The sequence below is a fragment of the Acidisarcina sp. genome, from assembly GCA_035539175.1.
Taxonomy (GTDB): domain Bacteria; phylum Acidobacteriota; class Terriglobia; order Terriglobales; family Acidobacteriaceae; genus JANXZS01.
Window position 1 is genome coordinate 109,953 of sequence record DATLIY010000013.1, and the last position, 17,523, is coordinate 127,475.

Consider the following 17,523-nt stretch of genomic DNA (forward strand, 5'->3'; position numbering starts at 1 on the left):
TGGAGAGAGACAGACAGAGTTTTGGAAAAGGAGAAATATGCGTAAGAAAGTAACTATTGTGGGTGCAGGAAATGTTGGGGCGACTGCCGCCCATTGGATTGCCGCGAAGGAACTGGCGGATGTTGTCTTGATCGACGTGGTGGAGGGCGTGCCGCAGGGCAAGGCGCTCGATCTGCTGCAGGCGATGCCTGTCGAGAAACGCGATTCGAATATCGTGGGAACCAATGATTATGCGGATACGGCCAACTCTGACGTTGTCGTGATCACGGCAGGGATCCCCCGTAAGCCGGGCATGAGCCGCGATGACCTGTTGATGACCAACTACAAGATCATGGCAGATGTGGTCTCGAAGGTGATCGCCTATTCGCCCGATTCTATTCTGATCATCGTCTCGAATCCTCTGGACGCCATGGCCCAGACAGCGTTCAAGCTGTCGAAGTTCAACCGTGAGCGGGTCATCGGCATGGCCGGTGTGCTGGATTCGGCACGCTTCCGCACGTTTATCGCTGAAGAATTGAAGGTTTCGGTGGAAAACGTAACAGCGTTTGTTCTTGGCGGCCACGGAGACACGATGGTTCCGCTGCCGCGCTACTCGACGGTTGCCGGAATTCCCATCACCGAGCTGATGGATGCAGACACCGTGGCTCGCCTGGTCCAGCGCACTCGAGACGGCGGAGCGGAAATCGTCAAACACCTGAAGACCGGAAGCGCATACTACGCGCCCTCTGCCTCCGCGGTGGAGATGGTCGAAGCGATTCTGAAGGACAAGAAGAAGATTCTGCCCTGTGCGGCGTATCTTGAAGGCGAGTACGGCATTCAAGGTCTGTATGTCGGTGTGCCGTGCAAGCTTGGCGTTCGCGGCCTGGAGCAGATCATCGAAATCAAACTGACAGACGAAGAAGCAGCGGCACTGCAGAAGAGCGCCCACGCCGTGAAGGAACTTTGCGCCGTGATCGGCGTTTAAGCATCCTTACCCTCGCGTGGTGAGTTTGTTGGTGTGGCCGTTCCTCCCGGAACGGCCATGCTGTCTGCGCGGAAGGGAAGAGGGCTCTACTGATGCTCGCCGCTGTGTTCGGGATTGGATCCGGGCTCGGGAAAATCTGTATCCTCCCCATCCGGAGGTTTGCCTTCACCTCGGTGAACATTCTGGCCGGTAAGGGAGTTCTCATTTGGGGTAGCTGGCCGGTCGTATTCTACGGCTCCCTTGCAAGCATCCGCATCGGGCTGTTTCGGCGTATTCGTCATGCGGATGGAGATGATGGAATTGCGTTCCGTGTTGTCTCGTTTCCCAAAAGAATAGGGCAGCCGAAGCTGCCCTGTCTGGCGATTCCTACCCTAGCGCTTTATTGCTCGCGCGCTGCGGAGGGTTTTGGTGAAATGCGCACTCCCATGGCATTCAGCTTGGTTCGAGCCTGCTGGGCCTCCGGAGTCTGCGGGTACCGCTGGATCAGGCTGCGCAACTCCCGCGCGCCGGGCTCCCGTTGATTCAACGCAAGCAGAGATTCAGCCTTGCGCAGCTGCGCGGCCGGTGCCTTGGGGCTTCCCGGGAACTGCTCCAATACCGCATCGTATCCCTTGATCGCTGGCTGATACTTGCCCTGGCGATAGGAAATTTCGGCGATGTAGAACTGCGCGTTTCCCGCCAGGTCTTCGTGAGGATAGTACTTAATCACGTCGCCAAACTCAGAGGTTGCGAGTTCATACTTGGCCGAGTTGTAATCGCGCAGCCCACTTTGGTAGAGCTGCTGCAAAGGAGGGGCAGGAGACGTAGCAGGAACCATTCCGCCCGTCGCGTTATCCCCTGCGGGAGGAGCCCCGCCTGGCATGCCTGCTGCTCCGGCGGAGCCTGGAGTCGAGTTCAGATTCGACATCTGGGCCTGCATATCTTGGAGTTGCTTGTCGATACGGGCAATGCGCGCCTTTAGCTCATCGATCGAATCGTTCACCGACTGAACCTGGCCGGAAAGACCGTCCATCTTTTGGCTGACACCATCCGTCTGTGTCTGGAGCTTGTTCTGAAGGGCGGTGACGGTTGCGGACATCTTATTGACGCTGTCCGCGGTCTGCTCTACCAGATGCTGTAGAACTCCCATGCGCTCATCGTTGGTGGTCTGTAGATGCTGGATTGCATCCTGAAGCTGCTGAACCTGAGTTTGCAGCTGGATCATTTCCTTGGATACAGCATGCGCGCGTGGCGCTGGCAGGAGAAGGGCAAGAGCGGCAAATGAGACGAGACTGAGACTCTGAAAGCGCATGTGGGGTTCACCTTGCGTGGATGTGGAGAACGTTGCGGCAGCATCCAAGATGGATGCTGCCGCAGAAGAGACTACTTATCCAGGGCAAACTGGGCGCGGCGATTCTGCTGCCAGCAGCTCTCGTCGTGCTCGGAGCAGAACTGCTTCTCCTTGCCATAGCTGACGACGCGCAACCGGTCTGGGCTGACGCCGGCGTTTGCCAGGGCCTGCTTGGCTGCATTGGCGCGATTCTCACCGAGTGCCAGGTTGTATTCGGTCGATCCACGCTCGTCGCAGTATCCGCCAACCACTACCTTCACCGTCGGATGCGCCACGAAGAAGCTGGCATCCTTGGAGACGGTCGCCTGCGCGTCGCCGCGCAGATCGTAGCTGTCGTAGTCGTAGAAGACATCCTGAACATTCTGATGGAAGGTGTTTTCATCGACGACATCGGCGTTGCTTACCACAGGCGCCGGCGTGTTGACCGTAACGCGCGCGGTTGCATCCGCAGATCCACCCGCGCCACGGGCGATCAGGTGATAGTTGGTAGAAGCCGTCGGATTGACGGTCTGTGTGCCTTCTGCACTGACAGTGCCAAGGCCTTCGATCGAGACGTCCGTCGCATTGGTGGTGCGCCATGCGAGAACGACTTTATCTCCCGCAGTGACTGCAGTCGGTGTTGCCGTAATCTCAGCTGTGGGCGCCGGTGTTACTTCGGCTGGTGGCGGCGGTGGCGGTGGTGCTTCTGCCTTCTTCTTGCCGCAACCTACGGCAAATGCAAGTGAAACAAGAATTACGAACGAAACCAAATACTTCAGCTCTTTTTCGATCACGGTCTCCTCCTGAGGAGAGAATTAAAGAGGATTTAAACCACCAAGCATTGCGTCACGCAAGAAATGCTCACCTGTCACGCGTAAATTAGTTTACTTCCAATAACACGGAGTAACAAACTGACTTCTATTTCCAACTCCAGTTTGGCATTGAATTATTCCCACTATGAGTCAGAGGATGTTGCTCTGTTCCGTCGGCAAGCATCGTCCATATTTCAGACTGACCGCCTTCTCTGCGTTCGAAGACGATATGCCGGCCATCGGGAGACCAACTGGGGAAATCATTGCGGCCAGCGTCATGTGTCAGCTGCAGCCAACGCTTGCTGGCAATATCCATGACGTAGATATCCTGTCCTCCGGGTGCGCCCGGTCCATACTTGCGATCCCATGCGAAGGTGAGGAATTGGCCGTTGGGAGACCAGGATGGTGAGGTGGCATAGCCTCCATCAGTCATGCGCTGCACGTCGCCGCCATCGGAGTCCATGATGTAAATCTGTGGCAGACCAGTGCGGCCGCTGCACCACGCGAGCTGCGACCCGGTCTTCGGGTTCCATGCCGGCGATACGTCCGGCCCTTGAAAGTTTGTCAGCCGCCGTGCATTCGTGCCCGAGGCATCCGAAACCCATATCTCAGGGTCGCCGGAGCGGCTGGAGGAAAATGCCAGCTTGGTGCCGTCGCCAGACCATGCAGGAGACAGGCTGGTATTTCCTGCGGAGGGGAAGGCGATCAACCGGTTCAACTCGAGCGAAAATATACGAATCGTCCAGCCAGCTCTGTTGAGCGAGGAGAACGCGATGCGCGAATTGTCCGGCGAAATGCGAGGCGAGATGGAGACCTGCCCGAGATGCGTGACCGGATGCTGTCCCTGTCCGTCATAGTCCATCGCCCAGATCTCTTTGGTGCCGGAGCGCGACGAGACGAAGTAGATCTTTGTCTCCGCAATTCCATTCAGGCCGCCACCAAGGCGCAGGATGATCTCATCCGCAAAGCGGTGCGCAATCAGGCGCGCATTATCCTGCGTTGCAACTTCGTTGTATTGCTTGCCGAGCACCTGTGGCGACTGCTCATTCTTTACATCGAAGAGCCATCCATAAACCACGATCCTGCCGCTATGTACGGAGAGCGCGCCAAAGGTCACCATGGCTGCATTCGCGGGAGCATCGGACCACTGCTTCAGGCTGATCTCCTGGGGAGAACCAGGAGTCACCGTTGGAGCCAGGCTCTTCGAAACCATATCGAAGATGCCGGCGTTGCTCAGATCGTTAAAGAGTGTTGTATCGAATGTGTTCTTCAGCGGCGGGGTCTGGGGATCGGTGGAGGCTGGCTTGAAGTCTGCTACTGCCAGGCGGATACGTTCGACGCCCAGGTTGGTCCCGGTCTTCACCCAGTCCTGCGCATTCGCGCGCACTGGATTTGCGAGCACAGAAAAACTCAGCAGCAGAAGGAATGCGCAAGCTAGATGTTGAATCTTTTCGCGGGTCGTCATTTTCATGAGCGGGGACTCGATGTCGAAACCTCTCCGTGTTAGTGATTCGGGTGCATGTAAGTAAAAGTGTACGCCACGGTCAGGCTGCTCCCGTTGTATCCCGGGGGCAGGGGACCGAAGGTATCAACACGCTGCACAGCGCGCAGCGCCGAAGAATCCAGTGTTGCTGATCCACTCGATGTCGCGATGCGAACATTGCTCGGGCTGCCATCCCGCGACAAGGTAAACGTGACGATAGCCTCCCGCCCCTCGGCTGTATGCGGATCTACTTCAGGCGTATACCAGGAATCGCGGACCTTGCGCTGAATGATGGCTACATACCAGCCAAATCGCGAACCGAAATCTCCCGCGGCGGAGACGGGATTGCCGCCGGCGCCGCTGCTGCCTGCCGTGGAGCGGGCCATATGCGACGGCGTGCCCTCGCCATACTGTGCGCGGTTCTCCTGCTTTGGCGGCGGCTGTTTTCCAGGAGGCACAGGCTTTGGCGGCGTCTTTGCCTTCTCTGTGCTCTTGCTCTTTTCAGGAGCGGGCTTCGCCTTCTCCTGCTTGGTGGCGATGGGAATTGCTTTTTCTTCGACCTTCTCTTCTGCCTTTGGTTGCGGAGGCGCAGGAGAGGGACTCGGCGTCTCGGTCGCGAGAACATTTTCGGAAGGTGGATGATCCTGCGGCAGTGGAAGCGAGGGCGCGGAGCTGACCAGCGTGGCGGAGATGGCGCCGCCGGCGTTGGCGTCTCCCCACGTGTTGTGGTGGAAGAGTCCTTCCAGCAGCCCAATGCCGAGAAATGCCGCGGCAATCATCAGGTGCAGAAAGGCAGAGCGGAGCAGAGGAACGCCGTAGGCTTCCTTTCTATCCAGCGCATCTTCTCGTTCGGCTATTTCTGCCATCCGGCTACTTCGCGGCTCCGTTTTCAATCGGCTGGGTGACGATGCTGATGTTGGTAATGCCTGCCTGCTTTACCGCATCCATCACTGAGGCGAAGGCCCCGAAGGGGACGCGTTGGTCCGCGCGCAGGTAGATGATCTGCTTGCTGGGGTCACCCCGGGAGACGCGCAACCGCTGCGGGAGTTCGTTGACGTTGATGGGTTGATCCCCGAGAAACACGCGCTGATCCCGGTCGATCGTGAGCACTTGCCGCTGCTCCGTGATCTCCTTCACCGTTTTGGTCTTCGGCACGGCGACATCGATGCCGGATTGCAGCACCGGTGCCGTGATCATGAAGATGATCAGCAGAACAAGCACAACGTCGACCAGCGGAGTAATGTTGATATCCGCCAGCGAGGTCTGTGTCCGGCCGTTGTTACTTGTGAAGGCCACGCACGGCCTCCCTCTCGATCGGGTCGGTGCCTGCGCGCAGGCTGATCTCTTCCATGCTGTTCAGCAACTCGCGGGAGAAATCGTCAAGACGTGCACCGAATTCGCGCAAACTCGATCCGAACGTGTTGTATGCGATCACCGCGGGAACAGCCACCAGCAATCCTGCGGCGGTGGTGATGAGTGCCTCGGAGATGCCGGGAGCCACCGCACGCAGCGTTGCGGCACCCGCAGTCCCCAACCCGTGAAAGGCGTCGACGATACCCATGATGGTGCCGAAAAGCCCGACGAAGGGCGAGACCGCTCCGATGGTGGCAAGCGAGGGCAGGCGCGACTCCATCACCGTAAGAGCTTCACTGGAGGCAGTCTGCGCTGCGCGTTCGAGGGCGGTAATATTACGCGGCGGCCCTGAGCCTCCGGTCTGGCGGCGGTACGTCTCGTAGACTTCATCGAAGACATTCACCAGCGGGCTGGGCTTGAACTCTTCGCTGAGCGCTGCGATCTCTTGCAGACGGCTGGCTTTGCGGAAGGCGCGAAGAAAGCGCCGGCTCTGTCTGCGGGCCCGCTTAAAACCAGTCCACTTGCTGAAGATGATAGCCCACGAGTAGATGCTGGCCAGCAACAGGACGATGAGGACAGAGAAGGCGACCGGTCCGCTTTGCTGGACCATCTCGATGATGGCGCTGCTGTTTCGAGGCGCGTCCGGAATCGCGGCGTCGCCCTGCTGCAAATAGACGAGGAGGAGTGCTACGGGGATATGTGTCATTGCCTCGCATTCAACGTTAGCAGAGGAATGAGCTAGAACCAAGGCGAGGGACGAAGATTAAAGCGGATATCCGAAAGACGCTCCACATGTCGTTGCAAATGGGAGGCATCGCACGTGCTATGCTTCGCTCGGATTCTCGATTGCGGAATCAGCGGAAATATCTGTTTTTACAATACGCTATCGAAGAGTAACTGATGCTGAGGCGCGACGATGCTGCTCGAATTGCGGGCTGAAAATTACGCTGTCATTGACCATGCGATTGCGGTCTTCGGGCCGGGGCTAAACCTATTGACCGGCGAAACCGGCGCCGGCAAGTCGATTCTTGTGGATGCCCTGGCGCTGCTGATGGGCGAAAAAGCCTCGTCCGACGTTGTGCGTCACGGCGCGGACAAGGCTGTGGTTGCCTGCGTCTTCGAGAGCACGCCGGGTGCGGAGCAGATCCTTGAAGAGAACGGAATCGATCCCGATGGCAGTGAAATCATCCTGCGGCGGGAAATTCAGGGGAATGGCAAGGGCCGCGTCTATGTGAACAACCAGCCGGCAACGGTGTCGGTCTTGCGGCATCTGGCGCCGGAACTTGCGCTGGTGCATGCCCAGAGCCAGACGCTGGGAGCCTTTGACCAGGCACAGCAGCGTGGCCTGCTGGATCGCTATGCCGGCTGCCAGCTCGAGCCTGTCGCCGCTGCCTACACGGCGTGGCGCGAGGTGCAGAACCGGCTGCAGGCGATGGAGCGCGACGAGCAGGATCGCCTGCGCATGGTGGATCTGTGGAGCTTTCAGCAGAAAGAGATCGACAGCGCGCGGCCAGTTCCGGGAGAGGATGAAGCCCTGGAAACCGAGCGCCGGGTATTGGCGAATGCGGAGAAGCTCTATACCGCCGCGATGGGAACTTACGATGCGCTCTACGAAGGCAGCGCGAGCGCGGAGGCCGCCCTGGGTGCTGCGCTGAAGCATCTGGAAGAGGTAGCTCGCTACGACGGCAGGTTTGCGGATGCAACGCAGCAGCTTCTCTCCGCCCGCGCCGTGGTTGGCGATGTGGGCGAGACGATGCGTGCCTATGCCGAAGATATTCAGGCATCTCCAGAGCGCCTGGGCGAAATTGAAGATCGCCTGGAGGTTCTGGACCGTTTGAAGCGCAAGTATGGACCGAAGCTGGAGCAGGTCATCGCGCACGGAGAAGAGGCGGCGAGAAAGCTGGAAGAGATCGAGAACCGGGACGAGATCCTGAAGCATCTGCGAGTCGAACTGGCCCAGGCGGCAGAGGCCTATCGCGCTGCCGCGACGGCACTTACCAAAATGCGCAGCAGTGCGGCCAAAAAGCTGGAGAAGCTCGCGGAAGCCCAAATCAACAGTCTTGCTATGAAGGTCCTGTTCAGCATTCGAGTCATCGACTCTCCGCAGGAGAGCGCATGGACGGCGCACGGATGGGACCAGGTGGAGTGCCGCATTGCCACCAACGCAGGAGAGCCGCTGAAGCCTCTCGACGAGATCGCGTCCGGCGGCGAAATGTCTCGTGTCCTTCTGGCGCTTAAGGTCTCCGTGGAGGAGGGGGCGAGCCAGGCTCGCGGCGGCCGCAGGACAGCCATCCCGCGGACGCTGGTGTTTGATGAGATTGACATCGGGATCGGCGGACGCGCGGCCGAGGCGGTGGGGCAGAAGCTGAAATCGCTCTCGCGTACGCAGCAGGTGCTGTGCGTTACTCATCTGCCGCAGATTGCAGCTTTTGCCGATCAGCACTTCTTAATTGAGAAACGCGAACAGCAGGGGCGGACCAAAACGGCGATCCGCCTGCTCGACGAGGCATCCCGCACAGAAGAGGTGGCACGCATGCTGAGTGGCGCCAGGTTAACGGAAACCTCCATGCGCCACGCGGAGCAGATGTTGAAGACGAGCCGCTAGAATCAGTTCCGGGCTGGGCCGGGTTGCGTGGCAGGGCTTTGAAATCAAGGCATTGGAATCAATAGGTTAGCCCCAGCCTGCTAGGTTCGGAAGCAGATCCTTCGCTGCGCTCAGGATGACAAGCCGTTGGCCTCAGCGTGGCCGGGGTTCGAAACGCCGGCCGGAAACCGGGCGGATGCCTGCTGCGATATTCCGTTCTGACGGGGTCCAGCTTGATATACTGGGGACTGTGACAGCCAACACTTTTGAACCTAATCCTGCCGGTAATCAAGAGGATTCCCCCGTGACCGAGAAGCGTATTCTCCTCCTGAAGCCTCGCGGCTTCTGTGCCGGTGTCGTTCGCGCCATCGATGTTGTCAAGATTGCATTGGAGACCTTCGGGGCTCCTATCTACGTGCGTAAGGAAATCGTGCATAACCGGTTCGTTGTGAATGAACTGGCAGCCAAGGGCGCCATCTTTGTCGACGACATCGATGATGTTCCAGCCGGTATGCGGGTGATTTACAGCGCGCATGGCGTATCTCCCGCTGTCCGCGATCGCAGCCGTGAGCGCGGACTCAAGGTGATTGACGCGACCTGTCCACTGGTCACCAAGGTCCACGTGGAAGCCGTCAAGTTTGCCCGTCAGGGGTACTCGCTGGTGCTGATCGGGCATCGCGATCATGACGAAATTGAAGGTACGCTGGGCGAGGCTCCGGATGCGACGCAAGTCGTCTCGAATGTCGCTGAGGTGGCCGCCCTTACGGTGCCGGATCCGAACCGTGTGGCTTATCTGACGCAGACGACCTTGAGCCTCGACGAGGCGCGGGACATTATCCACGCCCTGAAGGAGAAGTTTCCGAATATCGTGGGGCCGCATTCGCAGGACATCTGCTATGCGACGGAGAATCGCCAGGTGGCGGTGAAGAATGTCGCCCATCAGGCGGACCTGGTTCTGGTTGTGGGTTCGACGAACAGCTCGAACTCGAATCGGCTGGTGGAAGTTTCCAGCAATCTGAGCACGCGCGCTTTCCTGATCGAGGATTCGGGCAGCATCAAGCCGGAATGGCTGGAAGGCGTGAACACGGTTGCGTTGACTGCGGGTGCCTCCGCTCCTGAGGTCCTGGTCGAGCAAGTCGTGAAATATTTGCAGCAAATTGGATTCGGGAGCGTCGAAGAAGTAGAAGTTATGCCGGAGAATGTTCGTTTTGGGCTGCCGCCGGAGATTGTCCAGGCAATCGCAGCCGCTCCCGCGAGTGTGTCGAACTGACCCGACGCCCGCCTTTAAGGGAACTCACCAGGTCTGTTATGGAAATATGGGCATAACTTTGGGAAGCTCACATCTAGGAGTGCCGAAGTTCGGACGTATCGATGCCGGCCTCGATCAGGTGGCGGAAGCCATCGACAAATCGAAAGACTGGCTCTTCGCGCAGCAGCACGCTGATGGCTATTGGTGCGGTGAATTGGAAGCCGACTCCATGCTTGAGGCGGACTACATCTTCGCCCACTATCTTCTGGGGACAGGAGATCCGGGCAGGCTGGAGCGTGCGCTAAACGAGATACTTCGTTATCAGAATGAAGACGGCGGCTGGAGTATTTATCCCGGCGGCCCGTCAAATATCAGTCTCGCGGTCAAATGCTATCTTGCCTGCAAGCTGATGGGAATTACGCAGTTGGATCATCCAGTCCTGGCGAAGGCCAGGGAGTGGATCCTGGCGAATGGCGGCGTGGTCGAGTGCAACACGTTTACCAAGATCTATCTCTGCTCGCTGGGCCAGTATGAGTACGATGCGGTTCCGGCTGTCCCGCCGGAGATGGTGCTGTTCCCCAAGTGGTGCTACTTCAACATCTACGAGATTTCTTCGTGGTCGCGGGACATTGTCGTTCCGTTGTCGATCGCGTATGCGAAGAAGCCGTTCAAGAAGCTGGCGCCCGAGCAGTGCATCGATGAGCTTTTTGTGGGAGGGCGCGCGAACGCGAACCTTCATCCGCGCTGGGATCGCAAGAAGATCTTTGGTTGGCGCAACTTCTTCCTTCTCCTGGACCGCATCGCCCACTGGGCTGAGCGGGTTCACATCCGTCCGCTGCGGGCGATTGCCCTGAAGAAGGCGGAGAAGTGGATACTGGAGCGGCTGGAGATGAGCGATGGCCTGGGAGCGATTTATCCCGCCATGTTGAACGCCATCGTGGCATTGCGCTGCCTCGGCTACTCGCTCGATGATCCGCAGTTGATTCGTGCGCTGGACGAGTTTGAGAAGCTGGGCATCGACGAGCCGAACGGAACCCCGGAGTATCCCACGCCGACCTTTCGCATGCAGCCCTGTTTGTCGCCGGTATGGGACACGGCGCAGGCGGTCTTTGCGCTGGGCGAAGCAGGGGTTGCGCGCAACGATCCTCGCTTGTTGAAGGCTGCCGACTGGATGCTCTCCAAGGAAGTGCGGCACAAGGGCGACTGGGCGGTGAAGGTTCGCAATACGGAGCCGGGCGGCTGGTACTTCGAATTCAACAATGAGTTTTACCCGGACGTGGACGACTCCGCGCAGGTGCTGCTGGCGCTGAACAAGGTGGATAATCCGCGCGAGCGCTATCAATACGATGTCTCGCGGCGCGCCCTGGACTGGATCTTTGCCATGCAGTGCAAGAACGGTGGCTGGGCCAGCTTCGATAAAGACAATACGAAGATGGTCTTCCAATACATTCCGTTTGCCGATCACAATGCCATGCTCGATCCGCCGACGGTCGATATCACGGGCCGCGTGCTGGAGATGCTGGCGACCTATGGCTATACGGCAAAGGACAAGCGCATCGAGCGGGCTATCAAGTTCATTTATTCCGAGCAGGAGCCGGACGGAAGTTGGTTTGGCCGCTGGGGTGTGAATTACATCTACGGCACCTTCCTGGTATTGCGCGGGCTGGAGGCGATCGGAGTCGAGCAGAACGAACCGCAGATTCAGCAGGCGGCCGAGTGGATCCGTTCCATTCAGAACGCCGATGGCGGCTGGGGTGAGACCTGCGGCAGCTACGACGATCCGACGCTGCGTGGCGAGGGGCAGAGCACTCCGTCCCAGACTGCCTGGGCGTTGCTCGCACTGCTCGCGGCGGGCGATATCCGCAGCGACTCTGTCGCCAAGGGTGTCCGCTGGCTGCTGGAGAAGCAAGAGGAAGACGGAGGCTGGGACGAAAGCATCGGCTCCGGTTCGACCAAACAGGCAATCATTACGGGCACCGGATTCCCCCGGGTGTTCTACCTGGCCTATAAGCTGTATCGGAATTACTTCCCATTGCTGGCGTTGACCAACTATCGCCGGGCAATGGAACGAGCGGCCTGAGCAGGCGAAGCGGCAGGTACGCAAAGGAGATCGGATTCAATGGCAGTTCCTATTTCGCAGATGTGGACGGTTGCGAGCTACGTGCTCCGGCAGAGGGCGAGTGGCCGCAAGCGCTACCCGCTCGTCTTGATGCTGGAGCCGCTCTTCCGCTGTAACCTGGCCTGTGCCGGCTGCGGCAAGGTGCAGTATCCCCCGCATATCCTGAAGAAGGAGCTCACGCCGGAAGAGTGCTTCAAGGCGGTCGAAGAGTGCGGCGCGCCGATGGTGAGCATTCCGGGCGGCGAGCCCCTGCTGCATCCGCGGATCGTCGAGATTGTGGATGGCTTGATTGCCCGCAAGAAGTACATTTACCTGTGCACCAATGCGCTGGAGTTGAAGCGCCGCCTGCCGGAGTTCAAGCCGTCGAAGTATCTGACGTTTTCCGTTCACCTGGACGGGCAGCGGGAGCATCACGACTTCTCCGTGTGCCGTGAAGGCGGATACGACATTGCGACCGAGGGAATTCGCGAGGCCGTGAAGCGCGGCTTCCGTGTGACCACGAATGCGACGTTCTTTGACGGTACCGATCCCAACAGTGTTCGCGCCTTCTTTGACGAGGTGATGGCGATGGGGGTCGAGGGCATCGTGCTCTCGCCGGGCTACTCGTATGAGAAGGCTCCGGACCAGCACCGCTTCCTTGGCCGCGCCCGTACGCGCCGCTTGTTCCGGGCGATTCTTTCGAATCGGAAGCCTAGCTGGAAGTTCAATATGTCGCCGCTGTTTCTCGAATTTCTGATGGGCAAGCGCGACTACCAGTGCACCGCCTGGGGCATGCCTGCCTACAACATCTTCGGATGGCAGAAGCCCTGCTACCTGCTGCAGGATGGTTACGCGGATTCGTTTGCCGAGCTGCTGGATACCACCGAATGGGAGAATTACGGCACGGAGAGCGGCAATCCCAAATGCGCCAACTGCATGGTGAGCTGCGGATATGAGGCTTCGGCGGTGAATGATGGATTCGGTTCGCTGCGGGGCTTCCTCGCAATGGCCAAGGCCGCTATCTTCAACCGCTATCCCGATCGTGGTGCGCTGGAACTGCTGAATGCGCCGATTTCCAATACGCCGCAGCTCGTCCACATTGGGACCGGCGACGCCGGTAAGCAGGAGAGCCTGGAGGAGACCCGCGCATGACGACGGACACGAGCCACATCGATCCAAACGCTCTGGAAGTCGCGCCGGGGACGGTCCACGAGGAGCTCCAGGGATGGGTTCCGGAGCTGGCAACCGAGGCGGAGATCGTCAGCGCCATGGACAAGGCTTTCAGCTATCGCGGAGACGTGACCCTGACGCTGAAGGACGGAGAGCGCCTGGAGGCATACATCTTTGACCGCAGGCCGGGGAACTCGCTGCGCGAGTCGTACGTGAAGCTGTTTCCTGTGAACTCCAGCGAGAAGCGCTCGGTGCCCTACAGCGAGATCGCGCGGCTGGAGTTTAGCGGCAAGGACCGCGCCGCCGGTCATCACTGGGAGTCGTGGGTGAAGCAGTACAAGGAAAAGAAAGCGGCGGGCGAGAAGTTCGGTCTTCACCCGGAAACTCTCGATTGACCGCATGGTTGCCGCGGATGTCGTTGCCAGAGCGGGAGCACGCGCCGCTTTCCCGCGATGGGAGAACACCCGTCGCATTGGTTTCTAAGGACAACGTGACAGCAGAAGCGATCCGGCGAGGAAGTTGGAGCTTTGGGTCGCCTGCCAGCCGGGGAAGTTCGACGATTCTCCGTGTTGGCCCGAGGCAGACTCTCCAATGAAAGTATTCGTAACTGGAGCGACGGGGTTTGTAGGCAGCCACGTCGCGCATCAACTGGCCGCCCAGGGTGCGACTCTGCGCCTTCTTGTGCGCAAGACCAGCCGTCTGGAAAATCTGGAAGGAATCCCGGCAGAAACCGTAGTCGGAGATCTGCGGGATGTAGCGGCGCTGCGTTCGGCAGTATCGGGCTGCGATGCCCTGATGCACGTGGCCGCCGACTATCGACTCTGGGTTCGCGACCCGAAGGCGATGTATGCGGTGAATGTTGACGGAACCCGCGATCTGCTCCGTCTGGCACGGGAGGAGGGCGTCAGGCGAGCCGTCTACACCTCCAGCGTGGCCACAATGGGCTTCAAGACGGATGGCACCATCGTGGACGAGCGCACCCCGGTGTCGCTGGACGATATGATTGGCCCCTACAAACGTTCGAAGTACCTGGCTGAGCAGGAGGCCATTCAGGCGGCGCAGGCTGGGCAGGACGTTATTATTCTGAACCCGACGACGCCGATTGGAGCCAATGACGTCAGGCCAACTCCGACGGGTGGCATCATCGTGGATTTCCTCAACCGGAAGTTTCCTGCCTACATGGACACGGGGCTGAACCTGGTGGATGTGAGCGAGGTCGCGCGGGCCCATGTGTCGGCGTTAAGCATGGGGCGCAGTGGCGAGCGTTACATCCTCGGCGGTGAAAATCTGACGCTCAAGCAGATCCTGGATCGGATGTCCGCGATTACCGGCCTGCCTTCTCCGACGATGAAGGTGCCGATCGTGGTGGCGTTGATTTTCGCGTTCTTTGACGAGAATATTACTGGCCGGCTGATGGGCAAGGAGCCGCGTGCGACGGTGGAAGCCGTGCGTATGGGGAGGAAGTTGATGTTTGCCTCTTCGGCGAAAGCGGAACGGGAACTGGGATTCAAGGTCGTACCGGTCTATCTCGCGCTTCGTGCGGCAATCGACTGGTTTCGCGCGCACGGATACGCGCCCGCTTCATGACGCGGATTGGAGTGATCGCAGCGCTTCCGGGTGAGTTGAAGCCGCTGGTAAAGGGATGGGAGCGCAAGCCCGGCACCGCAGGCATCGCATGCTGGTCGCGCCGCGAGGACAACCGGGAATGGGTTGCAGCCTGTGCCGGAATGGGCGCCGACGCTGCAACGCGCGCCTTCGCGGAAGCAGAGCGCGAGGGGCCGCTGGGCGGGGTGATCTCGATCGGATGGGCCGGGGCTCTCGCGCCGGATTACGTTGCCGGAGAAGCCTACGCGGTAAGGGAAGTGATCGACGTAAGGACATCGGAGCGCTATGCGGCGTCCGAGTCGCCTGCAGGCGTCACGCTGGTTACGACTCCGACTGTCGCCAGTGTCAGGGAGAAGCAACGGCTGGCAAAGAGTTACAGCGCTGCGCTGGTGGATATGGAAGCGGCAGCGATTGGTAGACTGGCCCGTGCCCGGAATATTCCGTTTGCTTGTTTCAAGGCGGTAACGGACGGGGTGGACGCGAATCTGCCGGACTTCAACCCATTTGTAACCCGCAGCGGGCAGATGCGGATGCCTGCCTTTGTGCTGCACTGTGCTTTGCGGCCGTGGTACTGGGCGCCTTTGCTGCGGATGGGCAAAGACAGTGGGCGTGCCGCGGAAGCACTTGCATCGCAAGTGCTTCGTTTTCTAAACGAGCCGGCAGATCAGTGGAACGGATCAGTGGAAGAGAGATGACGACGATAACGGAAAGTAGTGTTTCGGCAGCGGTAAGGATTCCGGCAACCATGCTGGCTGCGGTGTATCGCGGCGTGAACGATGTTCGTGTGGAGACGGTTCCCGTACCGGAGATTGGCGCGGGTGAGCTGCTGATCGGGGTCAAGTCCTGCGGAATCTGCGGAACGGATCTCAAGAAGATCCATACCGGATCGCACTCCGCGCCGCGCATCTTCGGGCATGAGACCGCGGGCGTCGTGGCGGCTGTCGGTGCTGGCGTCACGAAATTTGCCGTGGGAGACCGGGTTATGGTTTTCCACCACATCCCCTGTGGCGAGTGCTACTACTGCAGGAAGAAGACCTTCGCGCAGTGCCCGGTTTATAAGAAGGTGGGCTGCACTGCGGGCTTTGAGCCGGCGGGTGGCGGTTTTGCCGAGTATGTTCGCGTGATGGACTGGATTGTGGAGCGGGGCGGGGTGGTGCGCATCCCAGAGGGAGTACCGTTTGAGCAGGCCGCCTTCGTCGAGCCGGTCAACACTTGTTATAAAGGCGTTGGATTGCTGAATTTGAAGCCGGATGAGACGGTCCTGGTCATAGGGCAGGGGCCAATCGGAATTCTGCTGGCATCCCTGGCAAAACGCTCGGGAGCCACGGTTTTGACCTCGGACCTCTATCCGGAGCGGCATCGGATTGCGGCGGCCTTCGGGCTGGACCATCCGATTCACGCCGGGGAGGCCGACGTTGTAGCGGTTGCCCGTGCGGCTACCAATGGGCGAGGCGCGGATGCTGTCATACTAGCTGTGGGCGGTAACTCGCTGATTCGCACCGCGATGGAGGCGGCGCGTCCGGGCGGCAAGGTCATGCTCTTTGCCCAGACGCAGCATGGTGAGGCGACGATCGATCCGGGCGCGGTATGTCTGGATGAGAAGGATCTGATCGGGTCCTACAGTTCGTCGGTCGAGGTACAGGACGAAGCGGCTGCCATTGTGTTCAATGGCTATGGCAGCGGCTATGATTTAACGCGGCTGGTTTCGCATCGCTTCCCGCTCGAACGTGCGGTGGAAGCGATCGAGCTGGCGTCGCAACCACAGGCTCATTCGATGAAGATCATGATTGAGCCGGGGGCTCGGAAGTAAATGTCGAAAGAAGTGACGCTGATGGAAGAAGAGATGAATGCGGCAGTCCTCTATGGACAGCAGGATGTTCGCATTGAGCGTGTACCGATTCCGCAGGCAGAACCGGGGGAGATAGTCGTCCGCGTGGGCGCTGCGCTGACCTGCGGTACGGACCTGAAGGTCTATCGGCGCGGCTATCACGCGAAGATGATTGTGCCGCCTGCGCTCTTTGGACATGAACTCGCCGGTACGGTTCACGAGGTCGGTGAGGGAGTTACCCGGTTCCAGCCAGGAACGCGCGTGGTGGCCCTGAATTCAGCGCCTTGTGGGGAATGCTACTGGTGCACGCGCCATCAGGAAAATCTCTGCGAGGACCTGCTCTTCAACAACGGAGCCTATGCGGAGTACATTCGCATCCCGGCGCGCATTGTGGAGAAGAACACGCTGGTTGTGCCGGAGGGGATGCTGCTGGAGCATGCGGCCCTGACCGAGCCCCTGGCCTGCGTGCTGAAGGGGCTGGAAGAGACGCGCGCGGTGGCCGGGGATATCGTGGTCGTGATTGGCGCCGGACCGATCGGCCTGATGTTCATGCATGCGGCAGATCTTGCGGGGATGCAGGTACTTGCTGTCGTGAAGCGGAAAGAGCAGATTGCCTCGGCAAGGCAATTTGGCGCGAAGAAGGTGGTGCAGATCGGAGCCACGGCGGATACAGTCGCGGCGATTCGCGCCTTGACGCCGCAGCATCGCGGTGCGGATGTGGCGATTGAAGCAGTGGCCACGCCCATGACCTGGCAATGGGCCGTTGACATGGTTCGCCGCGGCGGCGTGGTTAACTTCTTTGGGGGATGTGCGGCGGGCACCAAGGTGGAGCTTGACACCAACCGCCTCCACTACAATGACATCACCCTGCGAGCCACCTTTCACCACACGCCGGCGACCTGCCGCCGGGCCTTTGAGATGTTAAGCAGCGGACGCTTTGATGGCAGCCACTACATCACGAGCCACGCGCCGCTCATGGATCTGAATCAGGTATTTCATCAATTGATGGATCGGACAGCCGCCAGCATTAAGACTGCCATCATTCCATAATTAAGATCATTCATGGGA

Annotated in this window: 16 protein-coding genes; 10 read left to right on the forward strand and 6 right to left on the reverse strand. The window is 59.5% G+C overall.

What is annotated here, in order from left to right; translation table 11 throughout:
• Nucleotides 1–37 precede the first annotated feature (37 nt).
• Nucleotides 38–964: a malate dehydrogenase gene (mdh, locus tag VM554_16010; protein ID HVJ09884.1), complete on the forward strand. Its 927-nt coding sequence runs from the start codon at nucleotides 38–40 to the stop codon at nucleotides 962–964.
• 379 nt (nucleotides 965–1,343) lie between these two features.
• On the opposite strand, the gene VM554_16015 is transcribed toward mdh, so the two are convergent.
• From VM554_16015 to VM554_16040, 6 genes are all read right to left on the reverse strand, one after another.
• Nucleotides 1,344–2,255, reverse strand: coding sequence for a tetratricopeptide repeat protein (locus VM554_16015; GenBank protein ID HVJ09885.1), 912 nt, complete (start codon nucleotides 2,253–2,255; stop codon nucleotides 1,344–1,346).
• Nucleotides 2,256–2,326: 71 nt separating this feature from the next.
• Nucleotides 2,327–3,067: a peptidoglycan-associated lipoprotein Pal gene (gene pal, locus VM554_16020; protein HVJ09886.1), complete on the reverse strand. Its 741-nt coding sequence runs from the start codon at nucleotides 3,065–3,067 to the stop codon at nucleotides 2,327–2,329.
• 124 nt (nucleotides 3,068–3,191) lie between these two features.
• A complete protein-coding gene (gene tolB, locus VM554_16025; GenBank protein HVJ09887.1) occupies nucleotides 3,192–4,556 on the reverse strand; it encodes a Tol-Pal system beta propeller repeat protein TolB in 1,365 nt (454 codons plus the stop codon).
• Nucleotides 4,557–4,588: 32 nt separating this feature from the next.
• The gene (locus VM554_16030; GenBank protein ID HVJ09888.1) at nucleotides 4,589–5,434 is read right to left on the reverse strand and encodes a TonB family protein; all 846 of its coding nucleotides are present in this window, start codon (nucleotides 5,432–5,434) and stop codon (nucleotides 4,589–4,591) included.
• Nucleotides 5,435–5,438: 4 nt separating this feature from the next.
• Nucleotides 5,439–5,864 (reverse strand): biopolymer transporter ExbD, encoded by a 426-nt coding sequence (locus VM554_16035; GenBank protein ID HVJ09889.1) that lies wholly within the window; start codon nucleotides 5,862–5,864, stop codon nucleotides 5,439–5,441.
• Entirely contained in the window at nucleotides 5,848–6,627 is a 780-nt protein-coding gene (locus tag VM554_16040; GenBank protein ID HVJ09890.1) for a MotA/TolQ/ExbB proton channel family protein, read from the reverse strand. The genes VM554_16035 and VM554_16040 overlap by 17 nt, the downstream gene beginning before the upstream one ends.
• A gap of 210 nt (nucleotides 6,628–6,837) precedes the next feature.
• On the opposite strand from VM554_16040, the gene recN reads away from it, so the two are divergent.
• The 9 genes from recN (at nucleotide 6,838) to VM554_16085 (ending at nucleotide 17,505) form a co-directional block, all read left to right on the forward strand.
• Complete coding sequence (gene recN, locus VM554_16045; protein HVJ09891.1) at nucleotides 6,838–8,526, forward strand: DNA repair protein RecN; 1,689 nt, start codon at nucleotides 6,838–6,840, stop codon at nucleotides 8,524–8,526.
• A gap of 283 nt (nucleotides 8,527–8,809) precedes the next feature.
• On the forward strand, nucleotides 8,810–9,775 hold the full coding sequence (locus VM554_16050; protein HVJ09892.1) for a 4-hydroxy-3-methylbut-2-enyl diphosphate reductase: 966 nt from the start codon (nucleotides 8,810–8,812) through the stop codon (nucleotides 9,773–9,775).
• A gap of 79 nt (nucleotides 9,776–9,854) precedes the next feature.
• A complete protein-coding gene (gene shc, locus VM554_16055; GenBank protein HVJ09893.1) occupies nucleotides 9,855–11,834 on the forward strand; it encodes a squalene--hopene cyclase in 1,980 nt (659 codons plus the stop codon).
• A gap of 39 nt (nucleotides 11,835–11,873) precedes the next feature.
• On the forward strand, nucleotides 11,874–13,004 hold the full coding sequence (gene hpnH / locus VM554_16060) for an adenosyl-hopene transferase HpnH (GenBank protein HVJ09894.1): 1,131 nt from the start codon (nucleotides 11,874–11,876) through the stop codon (nucleotides 13,002–13,004).
• Nucleotides 13,001–13,417, forward strand: coding sequence for a hypothetical protein (locus VM554_16065; protein HVJ09895.1), 417 nt, complete (start codon nucleotides 13,001–13,003; stop codon nucleotides 13,415–13,417). Before hpnH ends, VM554_16065 begins: the two co-directional genes overlap by 4 nt.
• 196 nt (nucleotides 13,418–13,613) lie before the next feature.
• Entirely contained in the window at nucleotides 13,614–14,609 is a 996-nt protein-coding gene (gene hpnA, locus VM554_16070; GenBank protein ID HVJ09896.1) for a hopanoid-associated sugar epimerase, read from the forward strand.
• Nucleotides 14,606–15,322 carry a hypothetical protein gene (locus VM554_16075; protein HVJ09897.1) on the forward strand — a complete coding sequence of 239 codons (717 nt, stop codon included), beginning with the start codon at nucleotides 14,606–14,608 and terminating at the stop codon, nucleotides 15,320–15,322. Before hpnA ends, VM554_16075 begins: the two co-directional genes overlap by 4 nt.
• Nucleotides 15,319–16,437, forward strand: a complete 1,119-nt coding sequence (locus tag VM554_16080) for a zinc-dependent dehydrogenase (protein ID HVJ09898.1) — start codon at nucleotides 15,319–15,321, stop codon at nucleotides 16,435–16,437. The genes VM554_16075 and VM554_16080 overlap by 4 nt, the downstream gene beginning before the upstream one ends.
• Entirely contained in the window at nucleotides 16,438–17,505 is a 1,068-nt protein-coding gene (locus VM554_16085) for an alcohol dehydrogenase catalytic domain-containing protein (protein ID HVJ09899.1), read from the forward strand.
• Nucleotides 17,506–17,523 lie beyond the last annotated feature (18 nt).

What these genes read in the sequence shown, in the direction of transcription:
- VM554_16015 (HVJ09885.1), bottom strand. Translation starts at nt 2,255, where the DNA reads ATGCGCTTTCAGAGTCTCAGTCTCGTCTCATTTGCCGCTCTTGCCCTT.
- VM554_16080 (HVJ09898.1), top strand. Translation starts at nt 15,319, where the DNA reads ATGACGACGATAACGGAAAGTAGTGTTTCGGCAGCGGTAAGGATTCCG.
- recN (HVJ09891.1), top strand. Translation starts at nt 6,838, where the DNA reads ATGCTGCTCGAATTGCGGGCTGAAAATTACGCTGTCATTGACCATGCG.
- mdh (HVJ09884.1), top strand. Translation starts at nt 38, where the DNA reads ATGCGTAAGAAAGTAACTATTGTGGGTGCAGGAAATGTTGGGGCGACT.
- tolB (HVJ09887.1), bottom strand. Translation starts at nt 4,556, where the DNA reads ATGAAAATGACGACCCGCGAAAAGATTCAACATCTAGCTTGCGCATTC.
- VM554_16075 (HVJ09897.1), top strand. Translation starts at nt 14,606, where the DNA reads ATGACGCGGATTGGAGTGATCGCAGCGCTTCCGGGTGAGTTGAAGCCG.
- VM554_16085 (HVJ09899.1), top strand. Translation starts at nt 16,438, where the DNA reads ATGTCGAAAGAAGTGACGCTGATGGAAGAAGAGATGAATGCGGCAGTC.
- hpnA (HVJ09896.1), top strand. Translation starts at nt 13,614, where the DNA reads ATGAAAGTATTCGTAACTGGAGCGACGGGGTTTGTAGGCAGCCACGTC.
- hpnH (HVJ09894.1), top strand. Translation starts at nt 11,874, where the DNA reads ATGGCAGTTCCTATTTCGCAGATGTGGACGGTTGCGAGCTACGTGCTC.
- VM554_16030 (HVJ09888.1), bottom strand. Translation starts at nt 5,434, where the DNA reads ATGGCAGAAATAGCCGAACGAGAAGATGCGCTGGATAGAAAGGAAGCC.
- VM554_16065 (HVJ09895.1), top strand. Translation starts at nt 13,001, where the DNA reads ATGACGACGGACACGAGCCACATCGATCCAAACGCTCTGGAAGTCGCG.
- VM554_16040 (HVJ09890.1), bottom strand. Translation starts at nt 6,627, where the DNA reads ATGACACATATCCCCGTAGCACTCCTCCTCGTCTATTTGCAGCAGGGC.